Annotated in this window: 18 protein-coding genes and 1 pseudogene; 14 read left to right on the forward strand and 5 right to left on the reverse strand. The window is 66.9% G+C overall.

The annotated features are described in order from the left end of the window. Position 1: 1 nt before the first annotated feature. The 5 genes from ACEOAB_RS15235 (at position 2) to adk (ending at position 3,181) form a co-directional block, all read left to right on the forward strand. Positions 2 to 427, forward strand: a complete 426-nt coding sequence (locus ACEOAB_RS15235) for an ExbD/TolR family protein (RefSeq protein WP_413747921.1) — start codon at positions 2 to 4, stop codon at positions 425 to 427. Further along, on the forward strand, positions 428 to 1,459 hold the full coding sequence (gene lpxK / locus ACEOAB_RS15240; RefSeq protein ID WP_413747907.1) for a tetraacyldisaccharide 4'-kinase: 1,032 nt from the start codon (positions 428 to 430) through the stop codon (positions 1,457 to 1,459). Then, a complete protein-coding gene (locus ACEOAB_RS15245; RefSeq protein WP_007836935.1) occupies positions 1,440 to 1,622 on the forward strand; it encodes a Trm112 family protein in 183 nt (60 codons plus the stop codon). Before lpxK ends, ACEOAB_RS15245 begins: the two co-directional genes overlap by 20 nt. Continuing rightward, positions 1,619 to 2,392 carry a 3-deoxy-manno-octulosonate cytidylyltransferase gene (gene kdsB / locus ACEOAB_RS15250; protein WP_413313576.1) on the forward strand — a complete coding sequence of 258 codons (774 nt, stop codon included), beginning with the start codon at positions 1,619 to 1,621 and terminating at the stop codon, positions 2,390 to 2,392. The genes ACEOAB_RS15245 and kdsB overlap by 4 nt, the downstream gene beginning before the upstream one ends. A 132-nt stretch (positions 2,393 to 2,524) precedes the next feature. Further along, on the forward strand, positions 2,525 to 3,181 hold the full coding sequence (adk, locus tag ACEOAB_RS15255) for an adenylate kinase (RefSeq protein WP_413747908.1): 657 nt from the start codon (positions 2,525 to 2,527) through the stop codon (positions 3,179 to 3,181). A gap of 36 nt (positions 3,182 to 3,217) precedes the next feature. Here adk and ACEOAB_RS15260 read toward each other — a convergent pair whose 3' ends face one another. Continuing rightward, the gene (locus ACEOAB_RS15260; RefSeq protein ID WP_413747909.1) at positions 3,218 to 4,183 is read right to left on the reverse strand and encodes an asparaginase; all 966 of its coding nucleotides are present in this window, start codon (positions 4,181 to 4,183) and stop codon (positions 3,218 to 3,220) included. A gap of 73 nt (positions 4,184 to 4,256) precedes the next feature. Here ACEOAB_RS15260 and lexA point away from each other — a divergent pair, with 73 nt between their 5' ends. The 9 genes and pseudogenes from lexA (at position 4,257) to ACEOAB_RS15305 (ending at position 13,307) form a co-directional block, all read left to right on the forward strand. Further along, entirely contained in the window at positions 4,257 to 4,940 is a 684-nt protein-coding gene (lexA, locus tag ACEOAB_RS15265) for a transcriptional repressor LexA (protein WP_013541704.1), read from the forward strand. A gap of 138 nt (positions 4,941 to 5,078) precedes the next feature. Then, the gene (locus ACEOAB_RS15270; protein WP_413747910.1) at positions 5,079 to 5,456 is read left to right on the forward strand and encodes a hypothetical protein; all 378 of its coding nucleotides are present in this window, start codon (positions 5,079 to 5,081) and stop codon (positions 5,454 to 5,456) included. Between the two features lie 89 nt (positions 5,457 to 5,545). After that, positions 5,546 to 6,553 carry a D-2-hydroxyacid dehydrogenase family protein gene (locus ACEOAB_RS15275; RefSeq protein WP_413747911.1) on the forward strand — a complete coding sequence of 336 codons (1,008 nt, stop codon included), beginning with the start codon at positions 5,546 to 5,548 and terminating at the stop codon, positions 6,551 to 6,553. Further along, positions 6,550 to 7,708 (forward strand): annotated as a pseudogene (locus ACEOAB_RS15280) (MFS transporter). Before ACEOAB_RS15275 ends, ACEOAB_RS15280 begins: the two are co-directional and overlap by 4 nt. 85 nt (positions 7,709 to 7,793) lie before the next feature. Next, complete coding sequence (locus ACEOAB_RS15285; protein ID WP_413747913.1) at positions 7,794 to 9,314, forward strand: 3-hydroxyacyl-CoA dehydrogenase; 1,521 nt, start codon at positions 7,794 to 7,796, stop codon at positions 9,312 to 9,314. A 6-nt stretch (positions 9,315 to 9,320) separates the two neighbouring features. Continuing rightward, a complete protein-coding gene (locus ACEOAB_RS15290) occupies positions 9,321 to 10,100 on the forward strand; it encodes an oxepin-CoA hydrolase, alternative type (protein WP_056592706.1) in 780 nt (259 codons plus the stop codon). 61 nt (positions 10,101 to 10,161) lie between these two features. Beyond that, positions 10,162 to 10,881, forward strand: a complete 720-nt coding sequence (locus ACEOAB_RS15295; protein ID WP_007836955.1) for a Crp/Fnr family transcriptional regulator — start codon at positions 10,162 to 10,164, stop codon at positions 10,879 to 10,881. A 16-nt stretch (positions 10,882 to 10,897) separates the two neighbouring features. Beyond that, the gene (locus ACEOAB_RS15300) at positions 10,898 to 12,004 is read left to right on the forward strand and encodes a phosphotransferase (protein ID WP_413747914.1); all 1,107 of its coding nucleotides are present in this window, start codon (positions 10,898 to 10,900) and stop codon (positions 12,002 to 12,004) included. A 28-nt stretch (positions 12,005 to 12,032) separates the two neighbouring features. After that, positions 12,033 to 13,307: an acyl-CoA dehydrogenase family protein gene (locus ACEOAB_RS15305; RefSeq protein WP_413747915.1), complete on the forward strand. Its 1,275-nt coding sequence runs from the start codon at positions 12,033 to 12,035 to the stop codon at positions 13,305 to 13,307. 83 nt (positions 13,308 to 13,390) lie between these two features. Here the strand turns inward: ACEOAB_RS15305 and ACEOAB_RS15310 are convergent, their stop codons facing one another. The 4 genes from ACEOAB_RS15310 to ftsH all read right to left on the reverse strand — a co-directional run bounded on the left by ACEOAB_RS15310 (position 13,391) and on the right by ftsH (position 18,063). Then, positions 13,391 to 13,891 (reverse strand): GNAT family N-acetyltransferase, encoded by a 501-nt coding sequence (locus ACEOAB_RS15310; RefSeq protein WP_413747916.1) that lies wholly within the window; start codon positions 13,889 to 13,891, stop codon positions 13,391 to 13,393. 14 nt (positions 13,892 to 13,905) lie between these two features. After that, a complete protein-coding gene (gene glmM / locus ACEOAB_RS15315) occupies positions 13,906 to 15,234 on the reverse strand; it encodes a phosphoglucosamine mutase (RefSeq protein WP_413747917.1) in 1,329 nt (442 codons plus the stop codon). Further along, positions 15,231 to 16,043 carry a dihydropteroate synthase gene (folP, locus tag ACEOAB_RS15320; RefSeq protein ID WP_413747922.1) on the reverse strand — a complete coding sequence of 271 codons (813 nt, stop codon included), beginning with the start codon at positions 16,041 to 16,043 and terminating at the stop codon, positions 15,231 to 15,233. The genes glmM and folP overlap by 4 nt, the downstream gene beginning before the upstream one ends. A gap of 103 nt (positions 16,044 to 16,146) precedes the next feature. Next, complete coding sequence (gene ftsH / locus ACEOAB_RS15325; RefSeq protein WP_056592692.1) at positions 16,147 to 18,063, reverse strand: ATP-dependent zinc metalloprotease FtsH; 1,917 nt, start codon at positions 18,061 to 18,063, stop codon at positions 16,147 to 16,149. Positions 18,064 to 18,117 lie beyond the last annotated feature (54 nt).

Raw genomic sequence — 18,117 nt, forward strand, 5'->3', positions numbered from 1 at the left:
CATGCAGTTCCGCCATGGTGCGCGCGACGAGCCGGAGATCAACCTGATCCCGTTCATCGACGTGCTGCTGGTGATCCTCATCTTCCTGATGCTGTCGACCACCTACAGCAAGTTCACCGAAATGCAGCTGAGGCTGCCGACGGCGGACGTCGACGCACAACGCGACTATCCGAAGGAAGTGATCGTGACGGTGTCGGCCGACGGCCGCTACTCGATCAACAAGAGTCCGGTGGCCGACCGGAGCGTGGAAACCGTGACGGCAGCCCTCGCCGCCGCGGCCACCGGCGGCAAGGACAGCGTGGTGATCATCAGCGCCGATGCGACCAGCCCGCACCAGGCCGTGGTGACGGTGATGGAGGCTGCGCGCCGCGCCGGCATGATGCAGATCACCTTCGCAGCCCAGTCGACGGCACAAGCCGGGCACTGAGTGCCTTCCGACGGCCGCAGCAGCAGCAAGGCGGGTTCGCCGTCCGCCTCGCGGCTGCAGCGCGCCTGGCTGCGCCGAGGCCCGCTGGCCTGCCTGCTGTGGCCACTGTCGTTGCTTTATGCCGCGCTCTTCGCGGTGCGGGGCTCGCTCTATCGGCTGGGATGGCTGCGGACCGAGCGAGTGCCCGTCCCGGTGATCGTGGTCGGCAACGTGATCGCGGGTGGAGCGGGGAAAACACCGGTCGTGATGGCCGTCGTCCGGCATCTGCAGGCGCGAGGACTGACGGTCGGCGTGGTGTCGCGCGGCTATGGCCGGCGCACCGATGATTGCCGCGAGGTGCTCGGCGACAGCGATCCGCAGGATGTCGGCGACGAACCTGCGCTGATCCACCATGCCACGAAAGCGCCGGTGTTCGTGGCGCGCAAGCGCATCGATGCGGCGCGCGCCCTGCTCGCCAGCCACCCGGCCACGCAGGTCGTCGTGAGCGACGACGGCCTGCAGCATCTGGCACTGGGTCGCGATATCGAGATCTGCGTGTTCGACGACCGCGGCATCGGCAACGGCTGGCGACTGCCTGCGGGCCCGTTGCGCGAAGCCTGGCCGCGGCCATGCGATCTGGTGCTGCACAGCGGCGCACGGCCCGCGTTCGCCGGTGGCTACACCGCCACCCGCGCTCTCGCAAACGACGCCTTGACCGGCGGCGGACAACACGTGCCCCTGGCAACCCTTGCAGGCCGGCCCCTGGTGGCACTGGCAGCCATTGCGCGGCCGGAGGCCTTCTTCGAGATGCTGCGCGCACGCGGCCTGACGCTCGCCGAAACCATCGCACTGCCGGATCACTTTGATTTCGGGAGTTGGCAGCACCCTGCCGCCACCGAACGCACCATCGTCTGCACGGAAAAAGATGCCGTCAAGGTGTGGCGCAAGGCGCCCGATGCGCTGGCGGTGCCATTGCACTTCGCGCCCTCGCCGGAATTCTTCATCGCACTCGACGCAAAGCTATCATCGCTCGATGGATACCAAGCTGCTTGAACTGCTCGTCTGCCCCGTCACCAAGGGTCCGCTGACCTGGAACCCCGAGAAGCAGGAGCTCTGCTCGCGCAGCGCGCGCCTCGCCTATCCGGTGCGCGACGGCATTCCGGTGCTGCTCGAGAACGAAGCACGCACGCTCTCCGACGAAGAGCTCGGGCTGTGAGCTTCACCGTTCTGGTGCCGGCGCGTCTGGCGTCGACACGGCTTCCCAACAAACCGCTGGCCGACATCGCTGGCTTGCCCATGGTGGTGCGCGTAGCGCAGCGCGCCGGCGAATCCAGCGCAGCGCGCGTGGTGGTCGCCGGCGACGATCCTTCGATCGTTGCGGCGTGCAAGGCGCACGGCGTCGAAGCCATCCTCACGCGCCAGGACCACCCCAGCGGCACCGACCGGCTGGCCGAAGCCTGTGAGCAGCTTGGCCTGGACGGCGACGACATCGTTGTCAACGTACAGGGCGACGAGCCACTGATCGATCCCGCGTTGATCGACGCCGTGGCATCAACGCTGGCCACCCATGCGGAAGCAGCGATGAGCACCGCGGCCCACGAGATCGACTCGATCGGCGACTTCATGAACCCCAACGTGGTGAAGGCCGTGCTCGACACGCAAGGCAACGCCATGTACTTCAGCCGCGCACCGATCCCATGGTGGCGCGACGGGTCCGCCAACGGCGCGGCACCCGCGGTGCTGCCCACGCCCGCCCCGCTGCGCCACATCGGCATCTACGGCTATCGCGCGGGTTTCGTGCGGAAGTTTCCTTCGCTGCCGCCGGCGCCTGTCGAGGCAACCGAAGCACTCGAACAGCTGCGCGCGCTATGGCACGGCCATCGCATCGCGGTGCATGTGAGCCATGTCGCCCCCGGACCGGGCATCGACACGCCCGAAGACCTGGCGCGCGTGCGTGCCGTCTTCGCTGCCGCGCCCCCCGCCTGAGACGCTCTGCAGCCTGCCCGCAGCGGAAATTCTTCGCGGGCACGCGTGCTATCCTCGAAGCAACTCCGCCTAGCCCAGCCCTGGGGCCGACGCTTGGTGCGACACAAAATCCAAGAACCGTCCGAGGAAACCATGAGACTAATTTTGCTGGGCGCGCCCGGGGCGGGCAAAGGCACGCAAGCGGCTTTCATCTGCCAGAAATACAGCATTCCCCAAATCTCGACCGGCGACATGCTGCGCGCCGCCGTCAAGGCCGGCACGCCGCTCGGCCTGCAGGCCAAGGCCGTCATGGACGCCGGCGCACTGGTCAGCGATGACCTGATCATCAATCTCGTGAAGGAACGCATTGCGCAACCCGATTGCGCCGGCGGCTTCCTGTTCGACGGTTTCCCCCGCACCATCCCCCAGGCCGATGCCATGAAGGCAGCGGGCGTCAAGCTCGACTACGTGCTCGAGATCGACGTGCCCTTCAGCGACATCATCGAACGCATGAGCGGCCGCCGCTCGCACCCGGCCTCGGGCCGCACCTATCACGTCAAGTTCAATCCGCCCAAGGTCGAAGGCAAGGACGACGTGACCGGCGAGGAACTGATCCAGCGCGAGGACGACAAGGAAGAAACCGTGCGCAAACGGCTCGAGGTGTACAGCCAGCAAACGCGTCCGCTGGTCGACTACTACTCGGCCTGGGCCGAGGCCGACCCGGCTGCCGCCCCGAAATACCGCGCCATCAAGGGCGTGGGCACGGTGGACGAGATCACGCAACGTGCACTGGCTGCCCTGAACAGCTGATCCTCCCAACCGCCCCTGTACGGGGCGGTTTTGCTTTCACCCCAGCAGTTCCAGCATCAGCGCGATGCGCGCCTTCACGGGCGTCAGCGCGCCAGCATCGCGCAGCGCGTCCCCCGCCTTCGGCAGGATGCGCCCGTTGGCGCAACGCGTGGCGCGAACGATCGCAACGCCTGCGTCCTGCGCCTTGAGCGCGGCCGCTTCCAGGGCGTGGTGCAGGGTGCCGTTGCCAGTGGCGGCAAGCACCAGTCCTCGCACGGGATCGGCACCGCCGGATTGCAGCAGCGCATCGATCACAGCACCGCTGGCGCCGGCATGGCTCACGACGATCTCGATGCGGGGCCACCGAACCTCGGCCTCCAGGAAGATCTTCGACGCGTGTGATGCAGCGCCTTCCGGCCAAGACCGGACAAGGCGAACCTCCCCTTCCTCGACATAACCGACGGGCCCCGCATCGCCTGAAGCAAAGGCGTCAGGCCGATAGGTGTGCACCTTCTGGATGTCGATGCCGCTGTGGATCGCGCCGGCGCACACCACCGTTACGCCTCGCGCGCCCTGCGTCGCGGCAACGCTGATGGCGTCACGCACGTTCTGCGGTCCGTCGGGCGCCAGCGCGGTCGCCGGGCGCATCGCGCAGGTCAGTACCACGGGCTTGGAAGGCGCCAGTACCGAGTGCAGGAAGAACGCGGTCTCTTCGAGCGTGTCGGTGCCGTGCGTGATCACCACGCCTGTCACGTCGGCTTGCGCCAGCCAGTGCGCACAGCGCCGGGCCAGTTGCTGCCAGATGGCGAACGACATGTCCTTGCTGTCGAGCTGCGCGACCTGCTCCGCCTCCAGCAACACGCCTTCGGGCGCCTCGATGCCGCCAAGCAGGTCGGCCACGCCGACCTGTCCCGCGGTGTAGCCGATGTTGTCGCCGCTGCTGGCGGCCCGGCCGGCAATGGTGCCGCCCGTGCCCAAAACCACGACACGGCGGCGCGATTCAGGCGAAGAGGAATTGACCATGGCTTGTCAACTTTTAAAAACTGGTTAAAAATACAGCTACTGGATATCTAGCCAGTGCCGCAAGGAACCACATATGCAGTTCGCCGTGAAGCTTACAGCCCGCCAGCAGCAGATCCTGGACCTGATCCAGAGCGCCATCGCACGCACCGGTGCGCCGCCCACGCGCGCCGAAATCGCCAACGAGCTCGGGTTCAAGTCGGCCAACGCCGCCGAAGAGCATTTGCAGGCACTGGCGCGCAAGGGCGTCATCGAGCTCGTGAGCGGCACCTCGCGCGGCATCCGCCTCAAGGGCGACGCCCTGCGTTCGCTCAATGAAACACGCCACCGCGAAGGCGGCCAGTTCTCGCTCTCGCTGCCCGGCATGGCCCAGCTGGCATTGCCGCTCATCGGCCGCGTCGCAGCCGGCTCGCCCATCCTCGCGCAGGAGCACGTCGACCAGACCTACTACGTCGAGAACACGCTGTTCCAGCGCCAGCCCGATTACCTGCTCAAGGTGCGCGGCATGTCGATGCGCGATGCCGGCATCATGGACGGCGACCTGCTCGCGGTGCAGGCCACCAAGGAAGCGCGCAATGGCCAGATCGTGGTTGCGCGCCTGGGCGACGAAGTGACCGTCAAGCGCCTGAAGCGCAACAAGCAGGTCATCGAGCTGCACGCCGAGAACCCCGACTACCCGACCATCATCGTCCAGCCCGGCGAGCCCTTCGAAATCGAAGGCCTTGCGGTCGGGCTCATCCGCAACACCATGCTGATGTAGGCCCCGCGGCCTGCTTTCCGCAGCACCCCATCCGGCAGCGACAGGTGGCGGGCGTATGGCGAAGAGTCGCCATCACCCTGTCGCAGCCGATTCAAGAAATCCTGCCTGTGTTCAACCTCATACTTTTTTGGAGTTCACATGGGAATCGCCCTCCTCGCCATCGCTGATTTCTGGATGCCGCTGCAATCGCTGGCCAGCCGCCTGATGCCGGCACACCGTCCTCGCCGCAGGGATCGCCTCGACGCTGCCGAATCCTCGGCCGGGCTTCGCTACGTGGCGGTGCGCCCTGCCTGCACCGCCCGCTCCGGCGGCGGTGCAACACCCGCAGCAGCCAGCACCGCGCCAGCGCGTCCGTTGCGCGTGGTTCGCGTGGTCGACGGCATGGGCCAGCAGCGCAGCAACCGCGTCGTGATCTCGGGCCGCATGGCCGATGTCTGCGCCGAACTCGACCGGCTGGCCGCACTCGAAACCGCCGAAACCGCGGCCGCGGCCCCTCGTTCGACCCGCCTGCACTGAGCCCGAACACCCCTGCGAGCGGCTGTGGGGTGGGTATCCAAACGTTCACTGGCACGACATTCCAATGCTGCGAGGCACAATGGCACGCCATGAACATTGTGATCCTCGACGATTACCAGGACGCCGTGCGCAAACTGCGCTGCGCCGCCAAGCTGGACGCGTACGCGGCCAAGGTCTATACCAATACGGTGAAGGGCATCGGGCAGCTTTCAGTTCGCCTCAAGGATGCCGACGTGATCGTGCTGATCCGCGAGCGCACCCAGATCTCGCGCCAGCTGATCGAAAAGCTGCCGAAGCTCAAGCTCATCTCGCAGACGGGGCGTGTCGCCGGGCACATCGACGTTACAGCCTGCACGGAACGTGGCATCGCGGTTGCGGAGGGCTCGGGCTCGCCGCAAGCGCCTGCCGAGCTCACCTGGGCGCTCATCATGGCCGCCATGCGCCGGCTGCCGCAGTACATCAGCAACCTCAAGCACGGCGCGTGGCAGCAGTCGGGGCTCAAGTCGGCATCGATGCCGCCCAATTTCGGGATCGGCTCGGTGCTCAAGGGCAAGACGCTGTGCATCTGGGGTTATGGCCGCATCGGCCAACTGGTGGCGCGCTATGGGCAGGCTTTCGGGATGCAGGTCGTGATCTGGGGCCGTGAAGCCAGTTGTGCCAAGGCCCGCTCCGACGGCTTCCAGGTCGCGCAGAACCGCCACGAGTTCTTTGCCGCGGCCGACGTGCTGTCGGTGCATTTGCGGCTCAACGAAGAGACCAACGGCCTCATCACGCTGGAAGACCTCTCGCGCATGAAGCCGACGGCGCTGTTCGTCAACACTTCGCGCGCCGAACTGGTCGAAGCCGACGCCCTGCTCGCCGCGCTCAACCGCGGCCGCCCCGGGCTGGCCGCCATCGACGTGTTCGAGAGCGAGCCGCCGCTGCAAGGCCATGCGCTGCTGCGGCTCGAGAACTGCATCTGTACGCCGCACATCGGCTACGTCGAGCAGGAGAGCTACGAGAGCTACTTCGGTCAGGCGTTCGACAACGTGGTGAGCTACATCAACGGCAATCCGACGAACATCGTGAATCCCGGCGCGCTGCAGGTTCGCCGGTGAACCGGCCGGCGCCCCAGGGTGCGCTCTGGGCGCTGCTCGCCGGCAATTTCGTGATCGGCACGGGCGTGATGGTGGTGCCCGGCACGCTCAATGAAATCAGCACATCGCTTTCGGTCACTGCCGCCACCGCGGGCCAGCTGATCACGGCCGCAGCGGCGGTAATGTGCATTGGCGCACCGCTGCTGGCCGCAGCGGTGCGCGGGCTGGGACCGCCGCCAGTTGCTGGCGCTCAGCCTGCTCTGGTACGCCGTGGGCCACATCCTCTGCGCGCTGATGCCGAGCTTCGGCGCCCTGCTGCCGGTGCGCATGCTCACAGTGGTCGCTCCAGCCATCTTCACGCCCCAGGCCGCGGCCTGCGCCGGCATGCTGGTGCCGCCGGAGCAGCGCGGACGCGCCGTCACCTTCGTCTTCCTGGGCTGGTCCATGGCCTCGGTGCTGGGCCTGCCCATCGGCGCGCTGATCGGCGGCCACCTGGGCTGGCGCATGGCCTTCCTGGCCATTGCGGCGCTCAGTGTCGCAAGCGCGACAGCGGTCTGGCTCACCTTGCCGAACGGCATCCGCCCCGCCGCGCTGACCGCCGAAGCATGGTCGCGCGTGCTGCGCAGCCCGGTGCTGATGGGCATCGTGTCGGTCACGGCACTGCAGGGGGCGGGCCAGTTTGTGCTGTTCAGTTATTTCGGCCCGGTCCTCAAGCAGGGCTTCGGCGCGGACGCCACTACGCTGAGCGTGATGTGGGCGCTGTTCGGCGCCTGCGGGCTGGTCGGCAACATGGTGGTCAGCCGCTTCATCGACCGCGTGGGCGCCGGGCGCATGGTACTGATCACGACCGTGCTGATCGCCTCGAGCCTGCTGCTGTGGCCGCTGGCCTCCACGCTCGCCTGGCTGGCTGTCGTGCTCGTTCCGTGGGGGTTGGGCTGCTTCTCCGCCAACTCGGCGCAGCAGGCCCGTCTGGTGGGCCTGGCGCCGGCCCTCGCGCCAGGCTCCGTGGCGCTCAACAGCTCCGGCATCTATACCGGGCAGGCCGTGGGCGCCGCGGTCGGTGGCTGGCTGCTTGCCAACGACGCCGGGGCATGGATGAGCTGGGTCGGTTTCGGCCTGCTGCTGGTCGCCATCTCGCTCAGCGTGGCCATCGATCGCAGCCGCCGCGCGGCCTGAAAACGCGCCCCCGCGTTAAACCCGTCACGTCCCACCCGCGCGGGGCTGCAAAATCAGAGTCTTCGACAGCATCAACCTCCAGCAAATGACAGTGAACTACACCCGAATCGGCGTCATAGGCGCAGGCGCCATGGGTCGCGGCATCGCACAGATCGCCGCCCAGGCAGGCAGCGAAGTGCTGCTGCTCGACAGTTTCGCGGGCGCCGCCGAGCGCGGCCGCGAAGCCCTCGTTGCGCAATGGAACAAGCTGCACGAGAAGAACAAGATCGACGCCGCCACGCGCGATGCCCAGATCGCCCGCGTCAAGGCGATCGACAGCATCCAGGCTCTGGCCGGCTGCGACCTGGTGATCGAAGCGGTCATCGAAGACCTCGAAGTCAAGCGCAAGCTGTTCCGCGAGCTCGAAGGCGCGGTGAGCGAGACCGCCACGCTGGTCACCAACACCTCGTCGCTCTCGGTGACGGCCATCGCCGCCGGCCTCAAGCACCCGGAGCGCTTCGCGGGCTTCCACTTCTTCAACCCCGTGCCGTTGATGAAGGTGGTCGAGGTGGTCGCGGGCTTCAAGACCGCGCCCGATGTCTGCAAGCAGCTGGCCGGTTACGCGGTGCAGATGGGCCACAGCGCCGTGCAGGCGCAGGACACGCCAGGCTTCATCGTCAACCACGCGGGCCGCGGCTATGGCACCGAGGCGCTGCGCATCGTCGGCGAAGGCGTTACCGACTTTGCGACCATCGACCGCATCCTCAAGGACCAGGCGGGCTTTCGCCTGGGCCCGTTCGAGCTGCTGGACCTGACGGCGCTCGACGTGTCGCATCCGGTGATGGAGTCGATCTACCACCAGTATTTCGAGGAGCCGCGCTTCCGACCGAGCGTGATCACCGCGCAGCGACTGGCCGCGGGCGCGCTGGGCCGCAAGACCAACGAAGGCTTCTACCGCTACAACGACGGCGTGATGCAGCAGGTGCCCGAGGCTCCTGCGCCGGTGGTCGAGGGCACGCCTTCGGTCTGGGTGTCTCCGCGTGCAGCACGCCGCGCCGAGCTGCTGCGCCTGGTGAACACGCTGGGCGCGCAGATCGACAGCGGCGCTGCGGCCGCGCCGCATTCGCTGATCCTGGTGGCGCCGCTGGGCTTCGACGTGACCACGGTCGCCGCGGTCGAGCGCCTGGACGCCACGCGCACCGTCGGCATCGACATGCTCATCGACGACGCCGCTACCAAGCGCCGCGTACTCGCCACCAACCCTGCGACGCGCCGCGACGTCCGCGATGCCGCGCATGCCCTCTTCGCGCGCGACGGCAAGGCCGTGAGCGTGATCCGCGACAGCGGCGGCTTCGTCACGCAACGCGTGATCGGCACCATCGTCAACATCGCCACCGACATGTGCCAGCAGCGCGTGTGCACGCCGGCCGACCTCGAGACCGCGGTGCAGCTGGGACTCGGCTATCCGCGCGGCCCGCTCGCCATGGGCAATCTCTACGGTCCGACCAACATGCTCGAAGTGCTGTTCAACCTGCAGACGGTGTACGGCGATCCGCGCTATCGCCCGAGCCCGTGGCTGCGCCGCCGCGGCGCGTTGGGCCTGAGCCTGCTGCACGAAGAAGAATAGACAACCATGACCGCCGAACTCAAGAGCACGAGCGAAGGCAGCACCATGGTGCTGACGATCGCAAACCCCACCCAGCGCAACGCACTGGGCCCGGAAATCTATGCCGCGGGCATCGAGGCGCTCAACGGCGCCGAGAACAGCGCCGAGATCCGCAGTGTCGTCATCGTGGGCGAAGGTGCATGGTTCTGCGCCGGCGGCTCGCTGCAGCGGCTGCTGGCCAACCGGCAGCTCGACCGCTCGGTGCAGGCCGAGAGCATCGAGGGCCTGCACAACTGGATCGATTCGATCCGCACCTTTCCCAAGCCGGTCATCGCGGCGGTCGAAGGCGCGGCTGCCGGTGCCGGCTTCTCGCTCGCGCTGGCCTGCGACTTCGTCGTGTCGGCCCGTGATGCGGTGTTCGCGGCCTCGTACAGCAACGTGGCGCTGTCGCCCGACGGCGGGCTGAGCTGGCACCTCGGGCAGCAGTTGCCGCGCCAACTGGCGAGCGAATGGCTCATGAACGGCGAGCGCATCGACGCACCGCGCCTGCATGCGCTCGGCCTCGTCAACGAACTCACGGAAAACGGCCAGGCGCTTGCAGGTGCGCTGGCGCTGGCCGCGAAGCTCAATGCACGCGCGCCGAACTCGCTGGCCAGCATCAAGGAACTGCTCAGCGAAGCGCGAGGCGCCACCCTGGCCACGCAGCTCTCGCAGGAGCGCGACCACTTCGTGCGCAACCTGCACCATGCGAACGCAGGCATCGGCATCGCCGCGTTCCTCGAGAAGAAGCCGCCGCAGTACGAGTAACGCCAAACGGCGTCGCTCCCGTGACACCCACCAGCATTCCAGTCGCCGAGAGGACAGACCAATGGACGACCCCATTCTTACCATCGAAGAACGTGAAGCGATCAACAGTGGTCGCTGGTTTTCTTCCCTATCTCCATCGCTACGGCACGACATCCTCCGATGCGCCTTCGTCAAACGCTACAAGGACGGCGACCTGATCGCTGCCCGCGGCGATCCTCCCGAACACTGGATCGCCTGTGCCAAGGGCGCGGTGCGCGTGAGTTCGACGGCCGTCTCCGGCAAGCAGGTGACGCTGACCTACGTGGAGCCGGGCATCTGGTTCGGCGACGTGGCGATGTTCGACGGGGACCGGCGCACGCACGACTCCTACTCGCACGGCGACACCACGATCCTGTGCGTGGCGCGCGCCGACTTCCAGAAGATCCTGGCCTCGCACGTGGAGCTGTACGAGGCGCTGATGCGGCTGCAGGCACGCCGCATCCGCACGCTGTTCGGGCTGGTGGAAGACCTCAACACCCTGCCCCTGCGGGCACGGCTGGCCAAGCAGCTCATTCACCTCGTGCGCAGCTACGGCGTGCCGAACCTGGAAGACGGCAACCAGATGCGCATCGGCTTGCAGCTGGCGCAGGAAGAGCTGGCGCAGCTGCTGGGCGCATCGCGCCAGCGGGTCAACCAGGAACTCAAGACCATGGAGCGCGAGGGCAGCATCCGCATCGAACAGGGCGGCCTGGTCGTGCTGGACCGCGCAGCCTTGAGGCGCATTTCCGAAGCCGAGAACTGAAAAGCCAGACGCAAACATGAGCCAGGACTTCTCCAACTTCATCGGCACCCGTGCCGTCTCGCAACAGCACGCTTTCGACGTCGACGCGCTTGCGGCCTGGCTCGAGAAGAACCTCGAGGGGTTCAAGGGTCCGCTCGCGGTCGAGATGTTCAAGGGCGGCCAGTCGAACCCGACCTACAAGCTCGTCACGCCGTCGCAAAGCTACGTGATGCGCGCCAAGCCGGGTCCGGTCGCCAAGCTGCTGCCCTCTGCCCACGCGGTGGAGCGCGAGTTCAAGGTGATGAGCGGCCTGGCCGGCACCGATGTGCCCGTGCCACGCATGTACTGCCTGTGCGAAGACGAGGCCATCATCGGCCGCGCCTTCTACATCATGGAGTTCATGCAGGGCCGCGTGCTGTGGGACCAGTCGCTGCCCGGCTTCAGCAATGCCGAACGCGCGGCCCACTACGACGAGATGAACCGCGTCATCGCGGCGCTGCACACGGTCGACTTCGCCGCCCGCGGCCTGGCCGACTACGGCAAGCCCGGCAACTACTTCGAGCGCCAGATCGGCCGCTGGAGCAAGCAGTACAAGGCCTCGGCCGACGGCACCGGCGAACTCTCCCAGCCCATCGAGGCCATGGAGCGCCTGATCGACTGGCTGCCCGCCCACATGCCGGCGAGCGCGCGCGACGAGAGCAAGGTGTCGATCGTCCATGGCGACTATCGCCTCGACAACGTGATGTTCCACGCCACCGAACCGCGGATCATCGCGGTGCTCGACTGGGAACTCTCCACGCTGGGCCACCCGCTGGCGGACTTCAGCTACCACTGCATGTCCTGGCACATGCCGCCCACCACGGGACGCGGCATCGGCGGCGTGGACGTCGCCGCGCTGGGCATCCCCACCGAGAGCGAATACATCCGCCGTTATTGCGAGCGCACCCGCATCAGCACGCCCGAGGCGCTGGCGCCCGACTGGAATTTCTACCAGGCCTACAACCTGTTCCGCATGGCCGCGATCCTGCAAGGCATTGCCAAGCGGGTCGAGGCCGGCACCGCGTCGAGCGAGCAAGCCGTGGCCTCGGCCCGCGGCGCCCGCCCCATGGCCGAAATGGCCTGGCAGTTTGCCCAAAAGGCATAAGCCGCCCCACACCCACCAGGAGACGAAGATGGATTTCGAATACTCGGCCAAGACCAAAGACCTGCAGAAACGCGTCCAGGCATTCATGGACGACCACATCTATCCGGCCGAAGCCGAGTACCACGCCGAACTGGCCGCCAACACGGTCGCCGGCAAGCGCTGGTCGGCCCTCAAGACCGTCGAGAAGCTGAAGGAAAAGGCCAAGGCCCAGGGCCTGTGGAACCTGTTCCTGCCGGTCGACAGCGCCGCCGCCTCGGGCTATGAGGGCGCGGGCCTGACCAACCAGGAATACGCCCCGCTGGCCGAGATCATGGGCGCGGTGCCATGGGCGAGCGAAGCCTTCAACTGCTCGGCGCCCGACACCGGCAACATGGAGACCATCGCGCGCTACGGCTCGGAAGAAATCAAGGCCCGCTGGCTCAAGCCGCTGCTCGAAGGTCAGATTCGCTCGGCCTTCGCGATGACCGAGCCCGAAGTGGCATCGAGCGATGCCACCAACATCGCCACGCGCATCGAACGCCAGGGCGACGAATACGTGATCAACGGCCACAAATGGTGGATTTCGGGTGCGGCCGATCCGCGCTGCGCGGTCTTCATCACCATGGGCAAAAGCGACCCCGATGCGCCGCGCCACTCGCAGCAGAGCATGGTCATCGTGCCGGCCGATGCCAAGGGCATCCGCATCGTGCGCCCGCTGAACGTGATGGGCTACGACGATGCGCCGCACGGCCACGTCGAGATGTACTTCGAGAACGTGCGCGTGCCCGTCAACAACATTCTGCTGGGCGAAGGCCGTGGCTTCGAAATCGCCCAGGGCCGCCTCGGCCCGGGACGCATCCACCACTGCATGCGCCTGATCGGCCTGGCCGAGCGCGCGCTCGAGCTGATGTGCAAGCGCGCCTCGTCGCGCGTGGCCTTCGGCAAGACCGTGGCCTCGCAGACCGTGACGCAGGAACGCATCGCCGAAGCCCGCTGCAAGATCGACATGGCTCGCCTGCTCACGCTGAAGGCCGCCTGGCTGATGGACGTGGCCGGCAACAAGGTTGCCAAGAACGAGATCGCCATGATCAAGGTGGTCGCGCCGTCGATGGCCTGCCAGGTGATCGACTGGGCCATGCAGGTCCACGGCGGCGGCGGCATGTGCGACGACTTCCCGCTTGCAGCCGCCTACGCCGGTGCGCGCACGCTGCGCTTCGCGGACGGCCCGGACGAAGTGCACCGCAATGCAATCGCCAAGTGGGAGCTGGGCAAGTACGCGCCGGCCAAGGCGGGCGACGCCGAAATGCCGGTCACGCGCTTCTGATCTGTCTTGCCCCCTCTCCCCGCGGGGGGAGAGGGTTGGGGTGAGGGCCGACGGCGACAGGTAGGCCTCGGCCCTTTTTCTTTTCAGAGCTTCTTCTGCAGGAAGACGGCGCTGCCGAACGCCGGATCGAGCTGATAGCTCACGAATCCGTCGCGCTCATAGGCGCGCAGTGCGGGCGCGTTGCCCGACAGCACTTCGAGCGTGAGCTTGCAGGCGCCGCGCCTGCGCGCCTCCTGCTCCACCTGAGCGAACATCTTCTGCGCCACGCGCTGCCCGCGATGGCCGGCCTGCACGACCACATCGTGCACGTTCACCAGTGGCTTGCAGGCAAAGGTCGAGAAGCCTTCGATGCAGTTGATGAGGCCCACGGCCTGCTCGCCGTCGTAGGCCAGCACGCTGAAGGCCTGCGGGCGCGCTGCCAGCGCCGCAGGCAAGGCTTCGCGCACGGCCGCGTCGAGCGGCGTGCCGCCACCTGACGGGTCGCGGGCATAGCTGTCCAGCAGGGACACGACAGCCTCGGCGTGCGCGGGATTGCGATAGTCGGCGATCAGGGTCGCGATCGCGGCGTGGTCGGGCGTCGACATGCGATGCGCGCCGATCAGCCCAGCGTGGCCGCCAGGCGCTGGGCGTACGAGTCGGCTTGTGCCGCATCGCGCGCCTCGACCATCACCCGCACCAGCGGCTCGGTGCCGCTCGCGCGGATCAGCACGCGGCCGCTGTCGCCGAGCTCCGCCTCGATGCGTTGCGTTTCACTCGCGAGCACCTTGTTGGACTTCCAGTCCTGGTCCGGAGACAGGCGCACGTTGATCAGCGTCTGCGGGAACAGCGTGACGCCTTCGAGCAGCTGCGCCACGGTCTTGCCGCTGCGCACGCAAGCCTGCAGCACCTGCAGTGCGCTTACGATGCCGTCGCCCGTGGTGTGGCGGTCGAGCGCCAGCAGGTGGCCGGAACCTTCACCGCCCAGCAGCCAGCCGCGCTTGTCCAGCTCTTCGAGCACGTAGCGGTCGCCGACCTTGGCACGCACGAACTCGATGCCCTGCCCGCGCAGCGCCACTTCGACGGCCTTGTTGGTCATGAGCGTGCCGACCACGCCCGCCGGCTTTTCGCCGCGCGCGATGCGCTCGGCCACCATGAGGTAGAGCAGCTCGTCGCCGTTGAACAGGCGCCCGCTGGCATCCACCAGCTGCAGGCGGTCGGCGTCGCCGTCGAGGGCGATGCCATAGTCGGCCTGCTGCGTCGTCACCGCGGTCACCAAGGCCTGTGGATGCGTGGCACCGAAGCCCTTGTTGATGTTGAGCCCGTCGGGCGAAACGCCGATGCTGCTGACCTCCGCACCCAGTTCGTGGAACACGTTGGGCGCGACCTGATACGCCGCGCCGTGCGCCGCGTCGACGACCAGCTTCATGTCGCGCAGGGTCAGGTCGTTGGCGAAGGTGCTCTTGCAGAACTCGATGTAGCGCCCCGGCGCGTCGTTGAGGCGGCGGGCCTTGCCCAGGTCGGCGGAGGCTGCCCATACCGGCGCTTCTTCCAATGCCGCCTCGACAGCCAGTTCCCAGGCATCGTCGAGCTTGGTGCCCTGCGCGCTGAAGAACTTGATGCCGTTGTCGGGGTAGGCGTTGTGGCTCGCGCTGATCACCACGCCCAGGCTCGCGCGCTGGGCGCGCGTGAGGTACGCCACGCCGGGCGTCGGCAACGGGCCGAGCAGCACCACATCGACGCCCGCCGAATTGAAGCCCGACTCGAGCGCCGACTCGAGCATGTAGCCCGAGATGCGCGTGTCCTTGCCGATCAGCACCGTGGGACGCGCCTGGGTCCTCTTGAGCACGCGGCCCACGGCGTGCGCGAGGCGCAGCACGAAATCGGGCGTGATGGGAGCCTGGCCGACAGTGCCGCGGATGCCGTCGGTGCCGAAATATTTGCGGGTCATGTGGTTTCCTCTTTTCTTTGTTGTGGTTCTTCTGCCGCCTTCATTGCTCGCCATACCGCGAGAGCGGCCACCGTGTCGCGCACGTCATGCACGCGCACCACGGCCGCGCCGCGATCCACGGCCAGCACCGCCGCGGCGACGCTGGGCACCATGCGCTCGCCCGCCGCCTCGATGCCCGTGACGGCACCGATGGACGACTTGCGCGACCAGCCTAGCAGCAGCGGGTAACCGCCGGAGAGCAACTCGCGCTGGCGCGCCAGCAAGGCGAAATTCTGCATCACGGTCTTGCCGAACCCAACGCCGGGGTCGAGCGTGATGCGCGAAGAATCGACTCCCGCCGCACGAAGAAGTTGCGCCTGCTCCCCGAGGAAAGACAGCACTGCCGGGATCACGTCGCCGGCCATGGGCACGGCCTGCATGGTCTGCGGGTCCCGATGCATGTGCATCAGGCAGATGCCGCATGAAGAGTGCGCCGAAACGGCTTCGCGCGCGCCCGGCTGGCGCAGCGCCCAGATGTCGTTGACGATGTCCGCGCCCAGGTCGAGCACGGCACGCATGACCCCGGGCTTGTAGGTGTCGATGGAGATCGGCACGTTCAGCTTCACCGCCTCGCGCACCACGGGCAGCACGCGTGCCAACTCGGCATCGAGCGGCACCGCGGGGCTCCCGGGGCGGGTCGATTCACCGCCGATGTCGAGGATGTCGGCGCCCTCCTTCAGCAGCTGCTCGCAGTGCTTCAGCGCGCTGCCGGTGGAGGCGTGGGCACCGCCATCGGAGAAGGAGTCGGGCGTGACATTGACGATGCCCATCACGCGCGGCTGCGCGAGGTCGATGCGAAAGCGTGAGGTCTGCCAGACCTCTCCATGGAAAACGGGGCCAGAGGCCCCGTTGTTGCTTGCTGCCAAGTCCACTTCAAGCCGCAGTGGGCGCCGGGTCGGGATTGACCGCCGGCGTGCCGCCACTGCCGCCACTGCCCGAAGGCGGGATGCGCGGCGTCCAATCCTTGGGCGGACGGGGCGCACGACCGGCCATGATGTCGTCGAGCTGTTCGCTGTCGATGGTTTCCCATTCGAGCAGCGCCTTGGCCATGGCGTGCATCTTGTCGCTGTTCTCTTCGATCAGGCGGCGCGCCAGGGCGTACTGCTCGTCGATGATGCGGCGCACCTCGCTGTCGACCTTTTCCATGGTCTGTTCGCTCATGTTCGTGGTCTTGGTAACCGAGCGGCCCAGGAACACTTCGCCTTCGTTCTCGGCGTAGACCATCGGGCCCAGCGCATCGGTCATGCCGTAGCGCGTGACCATGTCGCGGGCAATGGAGGTCGCGCGCTCGAAGTCGTTGCTGGCGCCGGTGGTCATCTGGTGCATGAACACTTCCTCGGCGATGCGGCCACCGAACAGCATGCTGATCTGGTTGAGCATGTATTCGCGGTCGTAGCTGTAGCGGTCCTGCGAAGGCAGGCTCATGGTCACGCCGAGGGCTCGGCCGCGCGGGATGATCGTGACCTTGTGGACCGGGTCGCACTTGGGCAGCAGCTTGCCAATGAGCGCGTGGCCGGACTCGTGGTAGGCCGTGTTGCGGCGCTCTTCCTCGGGCATGACCATGCTCTTGCGCTCCGGGCCCATGAATATCTTGTCCTTGGCCTTCTCGAAGTCCTGCATCTCGACCACGCGCGCATTGCGGCGTGCGGCCATCAGGGCAGCTTCGTTGCAGAGATTGGCCAGGTCGGCACCCGACATGCCGGGTGTGCCGCGGGCGATCACGCTCGGGTTCACGTCCTGGCCCAGCGGGACCTTGCGCATGTGCACGCCGAGGATCTGCTCGCGGCCGCGGATGTCGGGCAGCGTGACGTAGACCTGACGGTCGAAGCGGCCGGGGCGCAGCAAAGCAGCGTCCAGGATGTCGGGGCGGTTGGTGGCAGCCACCACGATCACGCCGAGGTTGGTTTCGAAGCCGTCCATCTCGACCAGCATCTGGTTCAGCGTCTGCTCGCGCTCGTCGTTGCCACCGCCAAGACCGGCGCCGCGCTGACGGCCCACCGCATCGATTTCGTCGATGAAGATGATGCAGGGTGCGTTCTTCTTGGCGTTCTCGAACATGTCGCGCACACGGGCGGCGCCGACGCCGACGAACATTTCAACGAAGTCGGAACCCGAGATCGAGAAGAAAGGCACCTTGGCTTCGCCGGCGATCGACTTGGCCAGCAGCGTCTTGCCGGTGCCCGGGGGGCCGACCAGCAACAGGCCGCGGGGAATACGGCCGCCGAGCTTCTGGAAGCGCTGCGGGTCTTTCAGGAAGTCGACCACTTCACGGACCTCTTCCTTGGCCTCGTCGCAGCCCGCGACGTCGGCAAAAGTGACCGTGTTGTTGTTCTCATCCATCATGCGGGCCTTGCTCTTGCCGAAGCTGAACGCCCCGCCCTTGCCGCCGCCCTGCATCTGTCGCATGAAGTAGATCCAGACGCCGATCAGCAGCAGCATCGGCCCCCAGCTGACCAGCAGCGTCATGAGGAGCGAGCCCTCTTCGCGCGGCTTGACGTCGAACTTGACGTTGTGGTCGATCAGATCGCCCACGAGGCCGCGGTCGAGCACCGTGGCGGTCGTGCGGATCTTGCGATCGTCGTTGGTGACGGCGACGATTTCACCGCCGGCAGCGCCTTCAGGAATGATGGCGCTCTTGACCTGGTTGTTCCGGACCTGGTCCAGGAACTCGGAATAGCTGACTGTCCCTGAACCGACGCCGCCGCGGGTGTCGAACTGCTTGAACACAGTGAACAACACCATGGCAATGACGAGCCATACGGCAACTTTGGAAAACCACTGATTGTTCAAACGAAGCTCCAGGCTAAAGCGCGTGACAGACAGATGAAAAACGCGCTATGGGTA

The organism is Variovorax sp. Varisp53 (assembly GCF_059491555.1).

Excerpts from the sequence above, each read along its gene's own strand:
- ACEOAB_RS15235 (WP_413747921.1), top strand. The coding sequence starts at position 2 with ATGCAGTTCCGCCATGGTGCGCGCGACGAGCCGGAGATCAACCTGATC.
- ACEOAB_RS15245 (WP_007836935.1), top strand. The coding sequence starts at position 1,440 with ATGGATACCAAGCTGCTTGAACTGCTCGTCTGCCCCGTCACCAAGGGT.
- adk (WP_413747908.1), top strand. The coding sequence starts at position 2,525 with ATGAGACTAATTTTGCTGGGCGCGCCCGGGGCGGGCAAAGGCACGCAA.
- ACEOAB_RS15260 (WP_413747909.1), bottom strand. The coding sequence starts at position 4,183 with ATGGTCAATTCCTCTTCGCCTGAATCGCGCCGCCGTGTCGTGGTTTTG.
- lexA (WP_013541704.1), top strand. The coding sequence starts at position 4,257 with ATGCAGTTCGCCGTGAAGCTTACAGCCCGCCAGCAGCAGATCCTGGAC.
- ACEOAB_RS15270 (WP_413747910.1), top strand. The coding sequence starts at position 5,079 with ATGGGAATCGCCCTCCTCGCCATCGCTGATTTCTGGATGCCGCTGCAA.
- ACEOAB_RS15275 (WP_413747911.1), top strand. The coding sequence starts at position 5,546 with ATGAACATTGTGATCCTCGACGATTACCAGGACGCCGTGCGCAAACTG.
- ACEOAB_RS15285 (WP_413747913.1), top strand. The coding sequence starts at position 7,794 with ATGACAGTGAACTACACCCGAATCGGCGTCATAGGCGCAGGCGCCATG.
- ACEOAB_RS15290 (WP_056592706.1), top strand. The coding sequence starts at position 9,321 with ATGACCGCCGAACTCAAGAGCACGAGCGAAGGCAGCACCATGGTGCTG.
- ACEOAB_RS15295 (WP_007836955.1), top strand. The coding sequence starts at position 10,162 with ATGGACGACCCCATTCTTACCATCGAAGAACGTGAAGCGATCAACAGT.
- ACEOAB_RS15300 (WP_413747914.1), top strand. The coding sequence starts at position 10,898 with ATGAGCCAGGACTTCTCCAACTTCATCGGCACCCGTGCCGTCTCGCAA.
- ACEOAB_RS15305 (WP_413747915.1), top strand. The coding sequence starts at position 12,033 with ATGGATTTCGAATACTCGGCCAAGACCAAAGACCTGCAGAAACGCGTC.
- ACEOAB_RS15310 (WP_413747916.1), bottom strand. The coding sequence starts at position 13,891 with ATGTCGACGCCCGACCACGCCGCGATCGCGACCCTGATCGCCGACTAT.
- glmM (WP_413747917.1), bottom strand. The coding sequence starts at position 15,234 with ATGACCCGCAAATATTTCGGCACCGACGGCATCCGCGGCACTGTCGGC.
- folP (WP_413747922.1), bottom strand. The coding sequence starts at position 16,043 with ATGGGCATCGTCAATGTCACGCCCGACTCCTTCTCCGATGGCGGTGCC.